Source organism: Streptomyces sp. NPDC002232 (genome assembly GCF_042890295.1).
GTDB lineage: Bacteria > Actinomycetota > Actinomycetes > Streptomycetales > Streptomycetaceae > Streptomyces.
In genome coordinates, this window is sequence record NZ_JBIARV010000003.1 from 14,575 (window position 1) to 29,390 (window position 14,816).

12 protein-coding genes are annotated in these 14,816 nt (G+C 70.2%); 5 read left to right on the top strand and 7 right to left on the bottom strand.

The window, feature by feature from the left end; translation table 11 throughout:
- Positions 1-210 precede the first annotated feature (210 nt).
- Positions 211-801, bottom strand: coding sequence for a hypothetical protein (locus tag ACFYXU_RS12630; RefSeq protein ID WP_376516315.1), 591 nt, complete (start codon positions 799-801; stop codon positions 211-213).
- Between the two features lie 479 nt (positions 802-1,280).
- On the opposite strand from ACFYXU_RS12630, the gene ACFYXU_RS12635 reads away from it, so the two are divergent.
- Positions 1,281-2,780, top strand: a complete 1,500-nt coding sequence (locus ACFYXU_RS12635; RefSeq protein WP_376516317.1) for a glutamate--cysteine ligase — start codon at positions 1,281-1,283, stop codon at positions 2,778-2,780.
- A 70-nt stretch (positions 2,781-2,850) separates the two neighbouring features.
- Complete coding sequence (locus tag ACFYXU_RS12640; protein WP_389457618.1) at positions 2,851-3,690, top strand: CPBP family intramembrane glutamic endopeptidase; 840 nt, start codon at positions 2,851-2,853, stop codon at positions 3,688-3,690.
- A 66-nt stretch (positions 3,691-3,756) separates the two neighbouring features.
- On the opposite strand, the gene ACFYXU_RS12645 is transcribed toward ACFYXU_RS12640, so the two are convergent.
- On the bottom strand, positions 3,757-4,566 hold the full coding sequence (locus tag ACFYXU_RS12645) for a PhzF family phenazine biosynthesis protein (protein ID WP_389457620.1): 810 nt from the start codon (positions 4,564-4,566) through the stop codon (positions 3,757-3,759).
- Between the two features lie 113 nt (positions 4,567-4,679).
- On the opposite strand from ACFYXU_RS12645, the gene ACFYXU_RS12650 reads away from it, so the two are divergent.
- Positions 4,680-5,042 (top strand): hypothetical protein, encoded by a 363-nt coding sequence (locus tag ACFYXU_RS12650; protein ID WP_389457622.1) that lies wholly within the window; start codon positions 4,680-4,682, stop codon positions 5,040-5,042.
- Here ACFYXU_RS12650 and ACFYXU_RS12655 read toward each other — a convergent pair.
- From ACFYXU_RS12655 to ACFYXU_RS12665, 3 genes are read right to left on the bottom strand one after another with little or no spacing between them, the layout of a single operon-like run.
- On the bottom strand, positions 5,020-5,565 hold the full coding sequence (locus tag ACFYXU_RS12655; RefSeq protein ID WP_384571656.1) for a GNAT family N-acetyltransferase: 546 nt from the start codon (positions 5,563-5,565) through the stop codon (positions 5,020-5,022). The genes ACFYXU_RS12650 and ACFYXU_RS12655 overlap by 23 nt on opposite strands.
- A gap of 37 nt (positions 5,566-5,602) precedes the next feature.
- Entirely contained in the window at positions 5,603-6,319 is a 717-nt protein-coding gene (locus ACFYXU_RS12660) for a GNAT family N-acetyltransferase (protein WP_389457625.1), read from the bottom strand.
- A gap of 28 nt (positions 6,320-6,347) precedes the next feature.
- Positions 6,348-7,067 carry a TioE family transcriptional regulator gene (locus ACFYXU_RS12665; protein ID WP_389457627.1) on the bottom strand — a complete coding sequence of 240 codons (720 nt, stop codon included), beginning with the start codon at positions 7,065-7,067 and terminating at the stop codon, positions 6,348-6,350.
- 69 nt (positions 7,068-7,136) lie between these two features.
- On the opposite strand from ACFYXU_RS12665, the gene ACFYXU_RS12670 reads away from it, so the two are divergent.
- Entirely contained in the window at positions 7,137-8,363 is a 1,227-nt protein-coding gene (locus ACFYXU_RS12670) for an erythromycin esterase family protein (protein WP_389457629.1), read from the top strand.
- A gap of 111 nt (positions 8,364-8,474) precedes the next feature.
- Here the strand turns inward: ACFYXU_RS12670 and ACFYXU_RS12675 are convergent, their stop codons facing one another.
- On the bottom strand, positions 8,475-9,266 hold the full coding sequence (locus ACFYXU_RS12675; RefSeq protein ID WP_389457631.1) for a hypothetical protein: 792 nt from the start codon (positions 9,264-9,266) through the stop codon (positions 8,475-8,477).
- 407 nt (positions 9,267-9,673) lie between these two features.
- On the opposite strand from ACFYXU_RS12675, the gene ACFYXU_RS12680 reads away from it, so the two are divergent.
- Positions 9,674-13,534: a P-loop NTPase fold protein gene (locus tag ACFYXU_RS12680; RefSeq protein ID WP_389457633.1), complete on the top strand. Its 3,861-nt coding sequence runs from the start codon at positions 9,674-9,676 to the stop codon at positions 13,532-13,534.
- 115 nt (positions 13,535-13,649) lie between these two features.
- Here ACFYXU_RS12680 and ACFYXU_RS12685 read toward each other — a convergent pair whose 3' ends face one another.
- Positions 13,650-14,648: a TniQ family protein gene (locus ACFYXU_RS12685; protein ID WP_389457635.1), complete on the bottom strand. Its 999-nt coding sequence runs from the start codon at positions 14,646-14,648 to the stop codon at positions 13,650-13,652.
- Positions 14,649-14,816 lie beyond the last annotated feature (168 nt).

A 14,816-nucleotide genomic window follows, 5' to 3' on the forward strand; every position in this document is an offset into this window, starting at 1 on the left:
GCGGCAGACCGTCCTTTCCTGTGTAGACGCATCACCCGCAGGGGCGGTTCAGGTCAACTGCACCCTCTCTTCGGGTGGTTCGTAGTGGTCCCAGTGGGCTAGTCCGTACGGGAGGGGCGTGCGGGAGGCGCGCTCGGGCGCGCGGCCCGGACAGAAGTGCGCCCCGTGACCCGAGCGGGTCACGGGGCGGGGCGACGCGGGTGAGCCGGATCAGGCGGGCGCCGGCGAGCCCAGGAGGGGCGGCGGCGCGAGTCGCGTACTGAGCACCGGCAGGAGATCGGCGACCTGGTACGGGCGGTGGGCCGCGATCCCCGGGGGTGCGGGGGCCAGGGGCACCATCAGATCGGCCGCGGCCGGTGCGACGGTCGTGCCGTCCGCCTCGGAGTCGGCCTGGAGCCAGAGCGTCAGCATGTAGAGCTCCGGTACGGACAGCAGCCTCGGCCGGTACGTGACGGGCAGGGCCTCCGCCTGGAGCAGGGCCTGCTCGGTGGCGGAGACGTACGGCCCCTCGAAGAAGTGCGAGAAGGCCCAGCCGTCCGGGGTGAGCATGGTGTCCGCGGCGGCGATCGCCCGGTCCCCGTTCCGGATCAGGAAGCGCCAGCCGGCGAGCCGGGTGCGGGGCACGAGCCCCGGTGCTCCGGTGACGCCGAGGACGTGCACGGGCAGAGGGTGTTCGGGGCTCAGCGGTCCTTGTGCGGCCCGCAGCGCGGGAGTTCGCGGCTCGCGGACGGCGGTCGGTGAGCCGAGGGCCGCGAGGACACTGCGGAGGGCCGGCGCAGGGGCCGGGGAGGGTCGGAGCATGGTGGGTCGCCTCTCGCTCAGGAGACACGGTGACGCGTGGGCAGGTACGACGGCGCTGTCGGCGGCGGGGCCAGAGGGGGACATGGGGCCATGGCCGGGCGCCAACACTCTGCCTCGTCCGCGGAGTTTATACGACACGTGTTCACACAGTGTTTCCGCTAGACCTCGCCGATATTCCTGACAAGACGTCATCAGGCCGTAATCGACGGGAGTTGAAGCGGAATCTCCGAGGCTCTGCCACTCCCACCTGCGTATTCCTCGCGAAGGCGGACGGCTGAATGTGAACCCCGCCTCCCGGGACAATACGACATTGGTATATGTCGCTCGTTCCTTGCCTTCGGAATGTGCCCATGGAGCACTCCGTCCAGCCTATCCTCCGAGAGGCCGGTTCCGCAGGCGTTGTCGATCAGCGGGCTGGGCATCATCGTCCGTGACGCGCGGCCGCCCGGGCGGCCGCCCACTCTGGGAGGGACGCTTCGATGGGGGAGAAGGTCGCGGCCGACGGGTTCGGCCCGTCCGACCGGCAGCAGTACCGGAGAAAGCTCCAGCAGTGTCTCGCGGGGCTGGCGCGGCTGCTGGCGGAGAAGAGGTTCGACCGGCCGCGCAATCTCATGGGCGTGGAGATCGAACTCAATCTCGCCGGTGCCGACGGGCTGCCCCGGATGCTCAACGGCCCGGTTCTCGAAAAGATCGCCAGCCCCGATTTCCAGACAGAACTCGGAATGTTCAACCTCGAAGTGAACATCGCGCCCCACCAGCTCGACGGCCGTGTATTCGACCGGCTCGCGGAAGAGATCGGAACTGGCATCGGATATGCCGACCGCAAGGCCTCGGAACTCGACGCCGGTGTCGTCATGATCGGCATACTCCCCACGCTCGGCCAGCACGACCTGGTCCCCGAGAACCTCTCGGACAACGACCGCTACACCCTCCTCAACGACCAGATACTCGCCGCCCGCGGTGAGGACTTCACCCTCGACATCCACGGCGTCGAACACCTGCTGTGCACCTCCGAGTCGATCGTCCCCGAGGCCGCCTGCACCTCGGTGCAGCTGCACCTCCAGGTCACGCCGGCCCGGTTCGCCGCCGTGTGGAACGCGGCGCAGGCCGTGTCCGGCGTGCAGATCGCGCTCGGCGCCAACGCGCCCTTCGTCTTCGGCCGCGAACTGTGGCGGGAGTCCCGGCCGCCGCTCTTCCAGCAGGCCACCGACACCCGCCCGCCCGAGCTCCAGTCCCAGGGGGTCCGGCCGCGCACCTGGTTCGGCGAGCGCTGGGTGGACTCGGTGTACGACCTCTTCGAGGAGAACGTCCGCTACTTCCCCGCCCTGCTGCCGCTCTGCGACGAGGAGGACCCGCTGCTCGTCCTGGACCGGGGCGGGGTGCCGCGACTCCAGGAGCTGGTCCTGCACAACGGCACCGTCTACCGCTGGAACAGGCCGGTGTACGGCTGGGTCGACGGCGTCCCGCACCTGCGCGTCGAGAACCGGGTGCTGCCGGCCGGGCCGACCGTCACCGACGTGATCGCCAACGCGGCCTTCTACTACGGGCTCGTCCGCTCGCTCGCCGACGACCCCCGGCCGGTGTGGAAGCGGATGGCCTTCCAGGACGCCGAGGCCAACTTCGACACCGCCTGCCGCCACGGCATCGAAGCGGAGCTGCGCTGGCCCCGCTCGGGCCGCGCCGGCGGCATCGCGACCCTCCCGGCGGTCCGCCTCGTCCTCGACGAACTGCTGCCGCTGGCCGCCGCGGGGCTCGACGCCTGGCACATCGAGCCGGCCGACCGGGACTTCTACCTGGGCGTGATCGAGCAGCGCTGTCTGCGGCGGGTGAACGGCGCCTCCTGGCAGGCCGACACCTACCACCGGGCCGTGGAGTCGGGCCTCGACCGGGAGGCGGCCCTCGCGGCGACCACCCGCCGCTACCGGACGCTCATGCTCACGGGCGAGCCGGTGCACAGCTGGCCGGTGGGGATCGGCTGACCTCCTCCCCGCCCCCTCCATGGGTGATCATGTCAGGGTGGTCCCGGGCGGCCGGGGCCGCCGGAACGGCATGAGCCCGCGAGGGGAAGTGGAGACAGGTGTGGTGTCGGAGCAACGACTGAGGGACCTCGCCCCGCCCCCCGACGGCCTGCCGCGCGGGGTGCTGCGCTCCGAGACGCTCATCGTGCTCGCGCTCTCGCTCGGGGCGAGCGGGGTGTCGGCGCTCATCAGCTTCATCGGCTCGCTGACCAGACCGGGCTCCCTGAAGCAGCAGGCCGCGACGCTCAACGGCTCCTACGCCCCCGGGCGGCCGTGGCTCGACCTGTCCTGGCAGCTCTTCGGCATCGCCACCGCGCTGGTCCCGGTCGTGCTCGTCGCCCATCTGCTGACGCGGGAGGGCCCGGGGGTCCGGGGACTGCGGGCCATCGGCTTCGACCGGACCCGCCCGTGGTCCGACCTCGGGCGGGGGACCCTCGTCGCCGCGGGGATCGGGAGCGCGGGCCTGGCGTTCTACCTGGCGGCGCGGGCGTCCGGGTTCAACCTCACCGTGGTGCCCGAATCGCTCCCCGAGGTGTGGTGGAAGTACCCGGTGCTGATCCTCTCGGCGCTGCAGAACGCCGTCCTGGAGGAGGTGGTCGTCGTCGGCTACCTGCTGCGCAGGCTCGGCCAGTTGGGCTGGTCGCCGATGGCGGCGCTGGCCGCCAGCTCGGTGCTGCGCGGCTCGTACCACCTGTACCAGGGGATCGGCGGCTTCCTCGGCAACCTGGTGATGGGCGTGGTCTTCGTGCTGCTCTACCGCCGCTGGGGGCGGGTCGGCCCGCTGGTCGCGGCGCACGCGCTGCTCGACATCGTCGCCTTCGTCGGGTACGGACTGCTTGCCGGGAAGGTGGGCTGGCTGCCCACGGTGTGACGCGGCGGCCGGGTCGGCGACGCGGGGGGGCGTACGGCCCGGAGCCGTACGCCCCCTCGCGTACGGTCACACGTGCAGGTCGCCCTCGATGACGGTGACGGCGTGGCCGTTCAGCAGGGTGCGCTCGCCCCGCAGACGGGTCCGGACGAGGCCCGTGCGGGCGCCGCCCTGGAAGCCGGTGAGCTCCTCGCGGCCGAGCCGGGCCGACCAGTACGGGGCGAGCGCGGTGTGGGCGCTGCCGGTCACCGGGTCCTCGTCGATCCCGACCGCGGGGAAGAAGCCCCGCGACGCGAACGCGTATCCCGCGTCGGGGCGTTCGGCGGCGGCGGTCGCGATGACGCCGCGCGAGGAGAGCACCTTGAGAGCGGCGAAGTCCGGGGTGAGGGAGCGGACGGCGGCCTCGTCGCGCAGCTCGACGAGGAGGTCGCCGATGTGCTCGGCGGTGTCGTGGACGGCGACGACCTCGGCGCCGAGCGCCTTCTCCAGACCCGCGGGGACGGGCACCGGAGTGAGGGACGAGGTCGGGAAGTCCATCGTGATCGTGCCGTCGGCCTCGGCAGTGGTGATCAGGACGCCGCAGCGGGCGGCGAAGCGGACCGTGCCGCTCGCGGTGCCGGTCGTGTGCAGGACGTGCGCCGTGGCCAGGGTGGCGTGGCCGCACATGTCGACCTCGGTGGTCGGGGTGAACCAGCGCAGCGCCCAGTCGGCCTCCCCTCCGGCGGGCAGTGGATGGGCGAAGGCGGTCTCCGACAGGTTGACCTCGGCGGCGACCTGCTGGAGCCAGGCGTCGTCGGGGAACGAGTCGAGGAGCAGGACTCCGGCCGGGTTGCCGGAGAAGGGCCGGTCGGTGAAGGCGTCGACGATTCGGATGCGCATGCCGCCGACCGTACCGGGGGCGGAAATCCTCGGACCAAGGCCAATCGCGGAGAACTGGACCCCTTCCTCCGCGCGTCGTCCCTGACGGCCGAGAGGGCGAGGGGGGCTCTTCGATGATGTTCGGGTACGGGGACGACGGGTGGCTGCTGCTCTTCTACCCGGTGCTGCTGTGGGTGCCCTTCGGGCCCTTCCTCATGGGCGCCACCGGGGTGTGGTGCGCCCGGCGGCCCGGCCCGTGGCCGTGGGTGTGGACGGTGCTGCTCCCGCTGGTGCCGGTGGGGGTCTCCGCGACGGCGATGCTCCTGCCCCGGGGGCAGTCGCCGCGCACCGACGACCTCGTCGGCTACCTCCTCGTCTACGTCCTCGGCATCACGGTGCTGCCGTGGCTGCTGGGGTACGGGGCCACCCGGGTCGTGCGCGCGGTGCGGGCCCGCCGCGGTGGGGGAGGCGGGGTCACAGAGGTGTCAGGACCATGAGGATCTCGTCGCGGTCGTCACCGGCGGCCAGGCGCAGGGCTCCGGGCCAGCGGCCGATCTCCCGCCAGCCGAGCCGGCCGTAGAACTCCTCCAGGCCGGTGCCGCCGCGTGCCGCGAGGCGCAGCTGCTCCAGCTCCATCTCGTCGCGGGCGATCACGTGGGCCCGGCGCACCAGACCGGCGCCGATGCCCCGCCCCCGCATCCCCAGGCGGGTCTGGACGTGGTGCAGGGTGCCCCAGTGCGCGACCAGCGGATGGGTGTCGCGGCGGAGGCACAGCCAGCCCGCGAGGGCGCCGTCGACGGTGGCGGTGACGAGGCGGCTGCGCGCCGGGTCGAGCCCCGCGACGATCCGGTCGACGGCGGCGGCGACCTCGGCCGGGTCGACCGGCGCGAACGGGAACCCGGCGGCCCCGCCCGCGTCGCTGACCTCGGTCCAGCACTCGGCGAGGAGCGGCACGAGCCCGGCGGGCACGGCCCCGGGAGTGGTGAACTGCGCGAAGTGCGGTGCGATGGCGGCGGGCATGGCGGGATTCTCCCAGGTCACCGGGGTGGGCCGGGGATCAGGCCGGCTCCAGCGAGAACTGGGTGCCCAGCTCCTCGAAGCCCAGAGCGGCGGCGACCCGCCGGGAGGCCGGGGGCCGCGCCCGCCATTGTGGGAGGAGGCCGGCGGCGAGGGCGTCGGCCACCGCCGCGGACGCCGCCGTACGTGCCAGTCCCCGGCCGCGTGCCTCGGGGGCCGTCAGCACGCTGAGGTGGGCGGTGCGGCGGGGCCAGGCCCGGTGTCCCGCGGCGGCCACCACCCGGCCCTGCTCGCGGATCACGAACGCGGGGGAGGTGATGTCGTCCAGGGCGGCTTCCTCGGTGTCCTCCCGACCGGAGGCCTCCTCCAGGGCGCGCAGCGCCGGGTGGTCGCCGGGCAGCCGTTCCACCGTCCACGGTCCGGGGGCCGGGCGGAAGCCGCCGGCGGACGCGTACGCCAGGGCCGCCGGGCCCAGCACCCCGGCCACCGGCAGCACGTCGCGCAGGGACGCCTCGTCCACCAGGGACTCCACGGGCAGGCCGGCGAGGGCGGCGCGGACGGCGGTGGCGGCGGCGCGCGACGGGACGGTCACGAGAGCCGATCCACCGAGGGCGACCACACCGATCCAGCCGGGCGGGCTCAATGCCGAGTCCGGGGACACGGTGACGGTCACGCCGGTGGCCGGGAACGACCCTGCTGCGTGGGCCAGTTCCTCCCACAGGCGGCGGGCCTTGAGCAGCAGGGGAAGCGTCGGCATGGCACCGATCATGCCGGACGGATCCGGGTCAGCCCCGCTCGCGGAGGTGGCGGTCCAGTTCCGCCGCGCCGGACAGGAGCGCGCGGCCGCGGGCCGACAGGCGGTCGCGCCACTCGGTCAGCGCGGCCTCCAGCGGCGCGAGGCCGCCCGCCGCGTGGACGTGGGCGATCAGCGGGGCGATGCGCTCCAGTGGGTGGCCGCCGCGTCTGAGCTGGTGGGCCAGCCGGGCGTCCCGTACGGCGGCCTCGTCGTACACGCGGTATCCGGTCCGGGGGTCGCGCCCCGGGCGGACCAGACCGGCCTCCTCCCACGCGCGCAGGGTCGCGGGGCGGATGCCGAGCCGTCGCGCCAGCGGCCCGATGAACGTGCCGGCGGGCTCGGACGGCGCCGCAGGATCCGGGGCCAGGTCGCGCAGGGCGCCCTCCACGTCGCGGAGGGTCCTCCGGTCCTCCAGGAGCTGGGCGTGGCTCTCGTCGATCAGACGGAAGGCCTCGTCGGGCGCGTCCTGGTTCACCGCCCGCATGATCGCCGTCGCCGTCGGGTGGCCGTGGCCGGGCAGCAGGGCGAGGAACGCGCGCAGGGCTCCGGCGTGGAGGGGGGTGTAGGTGCGGTAGCCGTGGGGCGTGCGGGCGGCGGCGGGGAGGATGCCGGCCTCCTCGTAGTTCCTGACCGCCTGGGTCGACAGACCGTGGGCGCGGGCCAGGTCGACGGGCCTGAGCCGATCCGTGCTTTGAGGCTTCTTCCTCATGAGGCCCATGGTAGCGGGGATGATCCGAGCAAAAGTCTCCACCGAATCTTCAACGATAGCGTGGAAGGCATGCCGACCGACATCAAGCACACCACGCATGCCGTCGCCGCCGCCGCCCTCATGGGGATGCTTCCGGCCAGACCCGGGCTCCTCGCCCTGGGCGAGCCCACCCACGGGGAGGACGCGCTGCTCGACGTCCGCAACGCGCTCTTCCGGGAGCTGGTGGAGCGCGAGGGCTACCGGACGATCGCGCTGGAGACCGACTGCCTGAGGGGCCTGACGGTCGACGACCACGTCACCTCGGGCACGGGCTCCCTCGACGACGCCATGGAGCACGGCCTCAGCCACGGCTGGGGCGCCTCGGCCGCCAACCGTGAACTCGTGCGCTGGATGCGCGCGTTCAACGAAGGCCGCCCCTCGGCCGACCGGCTCCGCTTCGCGGGGTTCGACGGGCCGCTGGAGATCACCGGAGCCGAGAGCCCCCGGCGGGCACTCACCTCGCTGCACGGGTACCTCGCGGACCGGGTGGACGCGGACCTGCTCCCCTGCGCCTCCGGCACGCTCGCCGAGCTGCTCGGCGCCGACGAGCGGTGGACGGAGCCCGCCGCCATGATGGATCCGGCTCGTTCCGTCGGGCGGTCGGCGGAGGCGGACCGGCTGCGCCTGATCGCCGACGACCTGGCGGCGCTGCTCGACGCGCAGCGGCCGCACCTGGTCGCGGTGAGCTCGCCGGAGGAGTGGGACCGGGCCCGGCTGTACGCGCGCACCGCGCTGGGCCTGCTGCGCTACCACCACGGGATGGCCGACCCCTCGCCCGCCCGCCTGTCCCGGCTGGTGGCCGTCCGGGACCTGATGATGTCCCGGAACCTGCTCGCGCTCGCCGAGCGAGGCCCGACGCTGGTGTACGCCCACAACGGCCACCTCCAGCGGCGGCGGAGCTCGATGCGGATGGGCGGACGGCTGCTGGAGTGGTGGGGCGCCGGAGCCCTGGTGAGCGCCGAACTCGGCGCGGACTACGCCTTCGTGGCGACGGCCCTGGGCACGATCCGGCACCAGGGCGTGGACGAGCCCGCGCCGGACAGCGTCGAAGGGCTGCTGTACGCGCTCGCGGAGGAGAGCAGCCTCGTCGACGCCCGGCGGCTCTCCTCCGCCCTGGGCGACGAGCGGCCCCCGCGACGGGAGTCCCCGTGGTTCGGCTACGCCCCCTTCGACCCGGCCCATCTCGCGGACTGCGACGGCATGGTGTTCGTCAGGGACGTCCGGCGGACGGCGCCGACCGCCGCCACCGGCCGGTGATCCACCGCCACCGGCCGGTGATCCACCGCCACCAGCCTGCGATCCACCGCCACGAGCAGGTGATCCGTCGTCGTGGGTCTGTGATGCGTCGTCACCGCCCGGTGTCCGCCCTCACGGACCGGTGATCCGCGCGAGCGGGAGGAAGCGGGTGCGCTCGGCGGGGGTGACGAGCTCGTCCAGGTCGGTGAAGTAGTACGACGTCGTCGTGCCGGCCACCACGTCGAGGAGGAACCGGCTGCACAGCGGAGGATGGAACTCCCACAGGGGGCCGCGCCCCTCGTTGAGGAGGACCGGCCACTCCTCCGGCTCGGTGCCGGGGCGGACCAGCCAGTACAGGACGTGCCCGGAGCCCTCCACGTACGCCCAGGGCACCAGCCGGTCCCCGTCCCGGAGTCCGTCCGGCCTCTCCTCGCCGGCGTCCCAAAGGTCGGCGAGGTCCTCCGCGCGTTCCGCGCACTGTCCGACCAGGTCGTACAGCGGGTCCGGGCAGCCCGGGGACAGCAGCCAGACCGTGTCGGCGAAGAGTCCGCCGCCGTACGTCTCGACGAGGCGCCGGTAGTCGGCCGGCAGCGTCAGGCCGAGGGACTCCTCCACCGGCCCCCACTCCACGGACGCGGCGTCGCCCGGCGGCGGGCACAGGCGCGTCAGGGGCGTGGTGTGGCGCAGGCTCCGGGCGATCCGCACGTCGTCCGCCAGGGCGCTGAGCCGCGCCGGGGTCCGTGAGGCGTCCAGGACCACGGCGCGCATCCGGTCGCCGACGGCCGCGCGGGGAGCCGGCGACCACCACGAAGGGTGCTTGGCCCGGTCGACGAAACCCTCGTCCCCGGCCGCCGTACGGACCATGGCCCCCACCGGCGCGACGGCCGTGACGACCACCTCGTGCTCCTCATGATCGACCAGCATGACGCCCACTCTGCACCACGCCTGACGGCCCCGGCGCAGGAGGTGGGGCGGTGCGGGGGAGGGCGCGGAGGTGTCCTGTCTCACCGAAGTTAGTCGCTCGCGTGCTGCTGACCTGCGTGGACTGGATTGGGTGAGACGCGTGGACTCGGTTCGTTGAGACAGACCGCGAGTCTCAAGCCTGCCGCATCGCGTGTAGAGGACGGTGTCCGGACCGTATCCCCCGCCGGGCGCCGAGCGATCACGGGGCTGCCGCGCACACGGACAGGTGCTGATGTCAGTGCCAGCCCATACGATCTGGGCACGTGTGAACCGTGGAACGGAAGTGACAAGTGGCGCCTCAACGACCTTGGGCGATCGAGGACATCGCAATTGGTAAAAGCGACCAAGATCTGTTCGATCACCGTTCTGTGGCACAGCAACTGGCGCGTACGGTCAAGGAAACGACCGGTTCTCTGGCGGTGGGGCTGATCGGGCCGTTCGGCAGCGGCAAGTCCTCCGTGGTGCGACTGCTGACGACGGAACTGGCCGTTAACTCCGACTGGGCGGTTCTCCACGTAAGCGCGGAGCACCACAGTGGCGTCGCCCGGGCACGCGCGTTGATGTACGCCTTGCTTGAGGCGGCGCATCAAAAGAAGTTGATCGACGACGACACCTACGCCCGCGAGCGGTCCTGCCTCGAAGGGAGCAGGCAGCGCACGCTCCCGCGGGCAACTCGCCAAGCCGATGCTCCGGGGAAGCCCTCGTGGCTGCGGTATCTGCGCGCAGCCGGTGCTGGCCTGGGCTGGGTACTCGCGATGCTCGTGGTCCTGTGGCTGTTGGGCGTTGGTGCGGTCGCGGTGGTACATCTCCTGGGTTCGGGGCACCACGTCTCGGCCTTGACATGGTTCGCGCCGAAGGGAGCCTCTTCGCTGACAGGCGTCCTGGTCAGCGCCGCCGCGATCGCGGCTGTCCTTGCGGCGGGCCGGGAGGGAGCCCTGCAGTCATTGAAGGCCTACGAGATCACTGTGAGCAGCCCGCGGCCTGAGTCGACCGACGAGCTCGAGCAGGCTTTTGTGAGACTCCTGCGTTGTATCAAGCGGCGGTTGGTGATCGCGGTGGACGACATCGATCGGCTGGCCGCATCGGATGTTCTTGACGCGCTCGCCACCGTGCGCAGCTTCTTGTTGACGGGAACCCAGCATCGGCATCAGCCGGTGTTCGTCCTCTCCTGTGACGAGGACATCGTGCGTGAAGCGATCGTCGGGGTCCGTCCTGGTCTGGCTCATCGTCCCACCACAGCCAACAGCCCCAGCACTGCCGGGAGCTCATCTTCCGATCCAGAGTCCGGACAGTCTCTGCGAGGAGCTGACGACGCAGTGCGCAAGGCGACCGAGGATGCTGCTCAGGAATACCTGAACAAGCTGTTCACTATTCGCCTGGTTTTGCCCGCACACTATGACGCGGACCTGCGGGACTACGCTGAAGAGCTGCTCATGGGCGCCGCTCCGTACCATCCCGTCGTAGCGGAAGTTGGCGGGCCCACGCAGACCCGGAGGCTGCTGGAAGTCCTCATCCACCGCCGAGTGCGTGATCCCCGCCATGTCATCCGGCTGCTCAATTCCTTCTTCAGCGACTACCAACTCGCTCGGCGTCGTGAACAGCCTGTCGGGACCCGTCCGGCGCGTATCGCACCCGGCGAAGTTACCGGGTTTCCCATCGAACTGGCTCGCCTCACTGTGTTGCGGCATGACTTCCGCGACCTGTACGACGCTATTCAGGACGAAAATCGATTGCTTCACCTTCTCGACGAAGCTCTCCTCGGTTCGCCGGAAGCTCATGCGGATCCCCTGGTCGCGGATTACCGGGCACCTGGCTCACCCGGCCGCCTGGACCAGGAAAAGTACCCAGGTCTGGCATTCCTCAACGCCACCGCTGCCCGGGCCCGCACACAGCGACCGGCCCAGATTGGCCCGCTGATCACCCTGGGGTCCTCCCGGGCCAGTCGCCTGCTCGGCAGCCAGATGGCTATGGAGATCGAAAACGACCTGGTTCAGCGGAACGGAGCAGCTCTCGCGGCGCGTCTGGCCGAAGGCGAACACCGGACGCGAATCGTGGAGGCTGCTACGGCATCGCTTGAGGCCGCCCGTCCAGGACAGGACCTCGACAACGCAGTCACAGCCGTCCTTGAGGCCCTTGGCCAAGTCTCGGGTCTGCTGTCCGTCGATCTGTCCGAGGGCGAGGAGCACGCCGTGCACGCACTGACGGACTGCATCGTTCGGCAGTATGAACGCCTCACCCTCCCTGTTCCCAGCCACCTGCTCATACCTCTGCTTGACCTGACCATCCCGGCACACCTTCCGAGAGTGCGACAGGCCCTGCTGCCAGTCCCCGAGGACCAGGGAGAAGCTCGGACCTGGGCGCTGGCCCTCCTGTCCTTGCCTGCCGGCGAGGACGCCGCGTTTCTCGCGCCATCTCTCGACAACTACTTCAACTCTCTCGCCGGTGACGGCGATGGGCACGAGCTGTCCTACTGGGAGAATCAGAGCCAACGGCCGGACACCGCCTCTTGGCCGCCCACGGCGCTTGCCGCCCTACTCAACATGGCGGCACGGCATGACGACGCTGCCGCTGTACGCCAGGTGGGCTTGCTGATCACCATCCGTGATGACAACCGAGTCTGGGACGGTACGGTATTGCCAGCCCTGCTGGAAACCCTGTCCTCCAGCGCTGCGGTGCGCCGTGAGGCGGTGGGAATCCTCTGTCTGGCCCCCGATCCTTCAGCTGAGTGGGGAGACGGTGTTGAGGATGGCGAAACCACGCTCCTGGCAACACAGATCATTCAGGCCGTCGCCCAGGCCCTGCAGGACGACGATGACGCGGACAGCATGCTCATCATGATGGAGTTGCTGACTCGTTGGCTGCCCCCGGCTCAACAGCTTCCGGATGAGCCGGTCGCGGAACAGGCCATCGCCGGCGCCGCCGCGGTCGCGTCCTCTGTCCATCCCGATCTCACTGTCGCAGCCGGTGCGATTCTCGAACAGCTCCACGAGGAACAGGCTGCCTCCTGCGCCACCACGATGGCCGCACAGTTGGCCGACCATCGAGATCTCGGCGACGACACCGGTACGGGCCTGCGAGACATTCTGATCGGCTACCTCCGGCGGAGTGAGAACTCCGATGCCGAAGCCACCCATCGCGCTATTACTACCGTCACCGCAGCTCTCACGGGCGAGATGGAGGCCTCCACACCGGCTGGCCGGTTCGCGCGCTCTACCTTGCCGATGCTGTTGACAACCCGCCCTGGCATCGACATGACGACCACTTTGATCCAGCGCCTCACGGGTTCTCTCGCTCCCAACAACCCCGCTCACGCGCAAGAAGTACTGCCCAGCCTTCGAGTTCTTCTGCGGAACCCAACTGCGCGAGAAGGTCAACTCGCCTTTGTCATCCAGCAGGTCCAGCAACTCATGAACTCCGGCACCCCGGCCATCGCACTGGACTTCGCCGCCCACTACATCACCACACCCGTGGTCGACGTGAACTGGCTGAACTGGTTCGCCTCACACTGGCCGACTCTCTCGTCCCCCACCCGTAGCCTCTCCGTGGCGGCAGCCGAGCGCCCCGAACTGCAAAGCATCCCCGTACTGCGCGACCACCTGATCCAGCATCTGCTGGAAACCGACGACACCGAACCCTGGCAGTACGCGGACGCACTGTGGAACCACTCCACCGCAGACCAGCAAGGTAGTCTGCTGGCCTTCGCCCGAACCCGTTGCCCAGCGCTGGCTCACCGCGCTGATCAGGCAGACGCAGACCTTCTGACCACCGCGCTCGTGAAGGCCGGCGACCAGATTAGCGACGTACTTGCTCTGATCCAGGAGGCTCCAGAATTCGACAACGCGGTCATGTGGTACCTAAACAACCGTCTGGAGCAGCCGGATTGGACGCCTTTGCTTGCCGCCTCCGCGATCGCTGCGTCCAGCGACCCGGCTGCTCTCTGGAAGCATGTCTTGCCGTTCATGACCGAAGATCAAAGCAGTGCCACCCGAGCAGCTGCGTTTATCGGCGCGCTCATCGAGCATCACCAGGAGTCGGTGCCCGATGACATCGTCACGAGTCTTACTCCCGTACTTTGCGAGGCCGAGCCCCAGCTCGCCACGTCGCTCGGCCACGCTCTGCGTCCCCTGCCCGCAACGGCACGGAAGCTGCGCAGAGCCATGGATGGTTTCAGCAGTACTCCTGCACAACGTGCGCGGAACGCCGCGTTCAAGGAAGCGAGTGGTATTTGATCCGCCATTGTCTGGATCTAGTGGGACCGTGCCCTGCGATCCCGGCCGATCGAAGGATTGCGAGTGACCTTGTGGGCGGATTCGCCTACAAGGTCACTGCGAGTGGACAGCAGTCTCAACAGCTCGAGTAAGGAGGGAAGGGGTTCCATCGTCTTTCGGGGTCTGCGTCCCCAGGCTGATGCGGTGGAGGGATTGTTTCGCGAGGGAAGAACGCGTCGTAGATCATCCGGCTTGGATGGAAGGCGACGAACTTGTGGGTGGAGAAATGCCGCTCGACCCATTGGACCAGTGGGTCCTTGCGGTCCTGGGGGACGTAGCCGAGGAGGATGCCGCGGACTGTGATTTGCTCGACAAGCCAGGAGACATGGCCGGTAGAAACCGCGCGGTGTTCCCATTCCCGGCCTGCGAGTAGTCCCGAGAGTGCCACGACTTGAGGATGGAAGACCATCGTGAGCGTCAGGTCGGGGGAGGGGGGATTCCCGGTGCCGTCGGTGAGGATGCGACGTGCAGTGTCGCGCAGATCGAACGGGTCGGCGGACTGTTGTAGCCAGTTGAAGTAGATCTTATGTGCATTCAGGTAAGCGCTGCGAACCCAGCGGCGGCCGTGGCGGGCCACCAGGTTTCGGTGGTGTCTCTGAGCTCGCAGTGTGTCGGGGAGCCTGCTGACATCGACTTGCTCGTCGGCGTTGGCGATGCCGTCGCCGATCCAGAGGCGGTGGCGGAGGCAGACGTTGCGGTCATGAGTGGTCCAGCAGGTGACGGTCATGGTGATGCCTGCGGCGTGGGTGCAACGGCGGCAGGCGGGACGCTGGATGGCGGTGTGCAGGGCTGAGCGCGGACGGCCGATGGCGCCAGGCTTGTCGGTGGCCACGGCGTCGGTGTCGAGGAATTCGGGCAGGGCCAGTTCCAGGGCGCGTTGGCGGACGCCGGCTGCGGCGGCGAGAGGTTCAAGGAGCATGTTGGCCGGGGTCTTCTTAGTGCGGCGGATCTTCAAGAGGGGCAGCAACTGGTCGGCCGGAAGGTGGTTGGCGGCGGCGAGCCTGTGGAGGAAGGAGTCCAGGGTCTCGTTGTGAAAGAGGGGGATGGTGCGCGGAAGCGGCAGTCTCGGCGGCACTACTCGTCGCGTTCCCGCAGACGGCGGAGGCTGGGGAGGGCTCTGAGGCGTTCACGGTGGGCCGCGGCGCGGCAAAGACGGGGACACCACACCGGCTGGCATCGACGCCCGCGTGAGGAGCTTGTCTTCTGCTGCAGATCCTGCCCGCAGTGTCCGCATTGCCCCCTA

What these genes read in the sequence shown, in the direction of transcription:
- ACFYXU_RS12635 (WP_376516317.1), top strand. Translation starts at nt 1,281, where the DNA reads ATGGGGGAGAAGGTCGCGGCCGACGGGTTCGGCCCGTCCGACCGGCAG.
- ACFYXU_RS12670 (WP_389457629.1), top strand. Translation starts at nt 7,137, where the DNA reads ATGCCGACCGACATCAAGCACACCACGCATGCCGTCGCCGCCGCCGCC.
- ACFYXU_RS12655 (WP_384571656.1), bottom strand. Translation starts at nt 5,565, where the DNA reads ATGCCCGCCGCCATCGCACCGCACTTCGCGCAGTTCACCACTCCCGGG.
- ACFYXU_RS12665 (WP_389457627.1), bottom strand. Translation starts at nt 7,067, where the DNA reads ATGAGGAAGAAGCCTCAAAGCACGGATCGGCTCAGGCCCGTCGACCTG.
- ACFYXU_RS12640 (WP_389457618.1), top strand. Translation starts at nt 2,851, where the DNA reads ATGAGCCCGCGAGGGGAAGTGGAGACAGGTGTGGTGTCGGAGCAACGA.
- ACFYXU_RS12650 (WP_389457622.1), top strand. Translation starts at nt 4,680, where the DNA reads ATGATGTTCGGGTACGGGGACGACGGGTGGCTGCTGCTCTTCTACCCG.
- ACFYXU_RS12675 (WP_389457631.1), bottom strand. Translation starts at nt 9,266, where the DNA reads ATGCTGGTCGATCATGAGGAGCACGAGGTGGTCGTCACGGCCGTCGCG.
- ACFYXU_RS12630 (WP_376516315.1), bottom strand. Translation starts at nt 801, where the DNA reads ATGCTCCGACCCTCCCCGGCCCCTGCGCCGGCCCTCCGCAGTGTCCTC.
- ACFYXU_RS12645 (WP_389457620.1), bottom strand. Translation starts at nt 4,566, where the DNA reads ATGCGCATCCGAATCGTCGACGCCTTCACCGACCGGCCCTTCTCCGGC.
- ACFYXU_RS12660 (WP_389457625.1), bottom strand. Translation starts at nt 6,319, where the DNA reads ATGCCGACGCTTCCCCTGCTGCTCAAGGCCCGCCGCCTGTGGGAGGAA.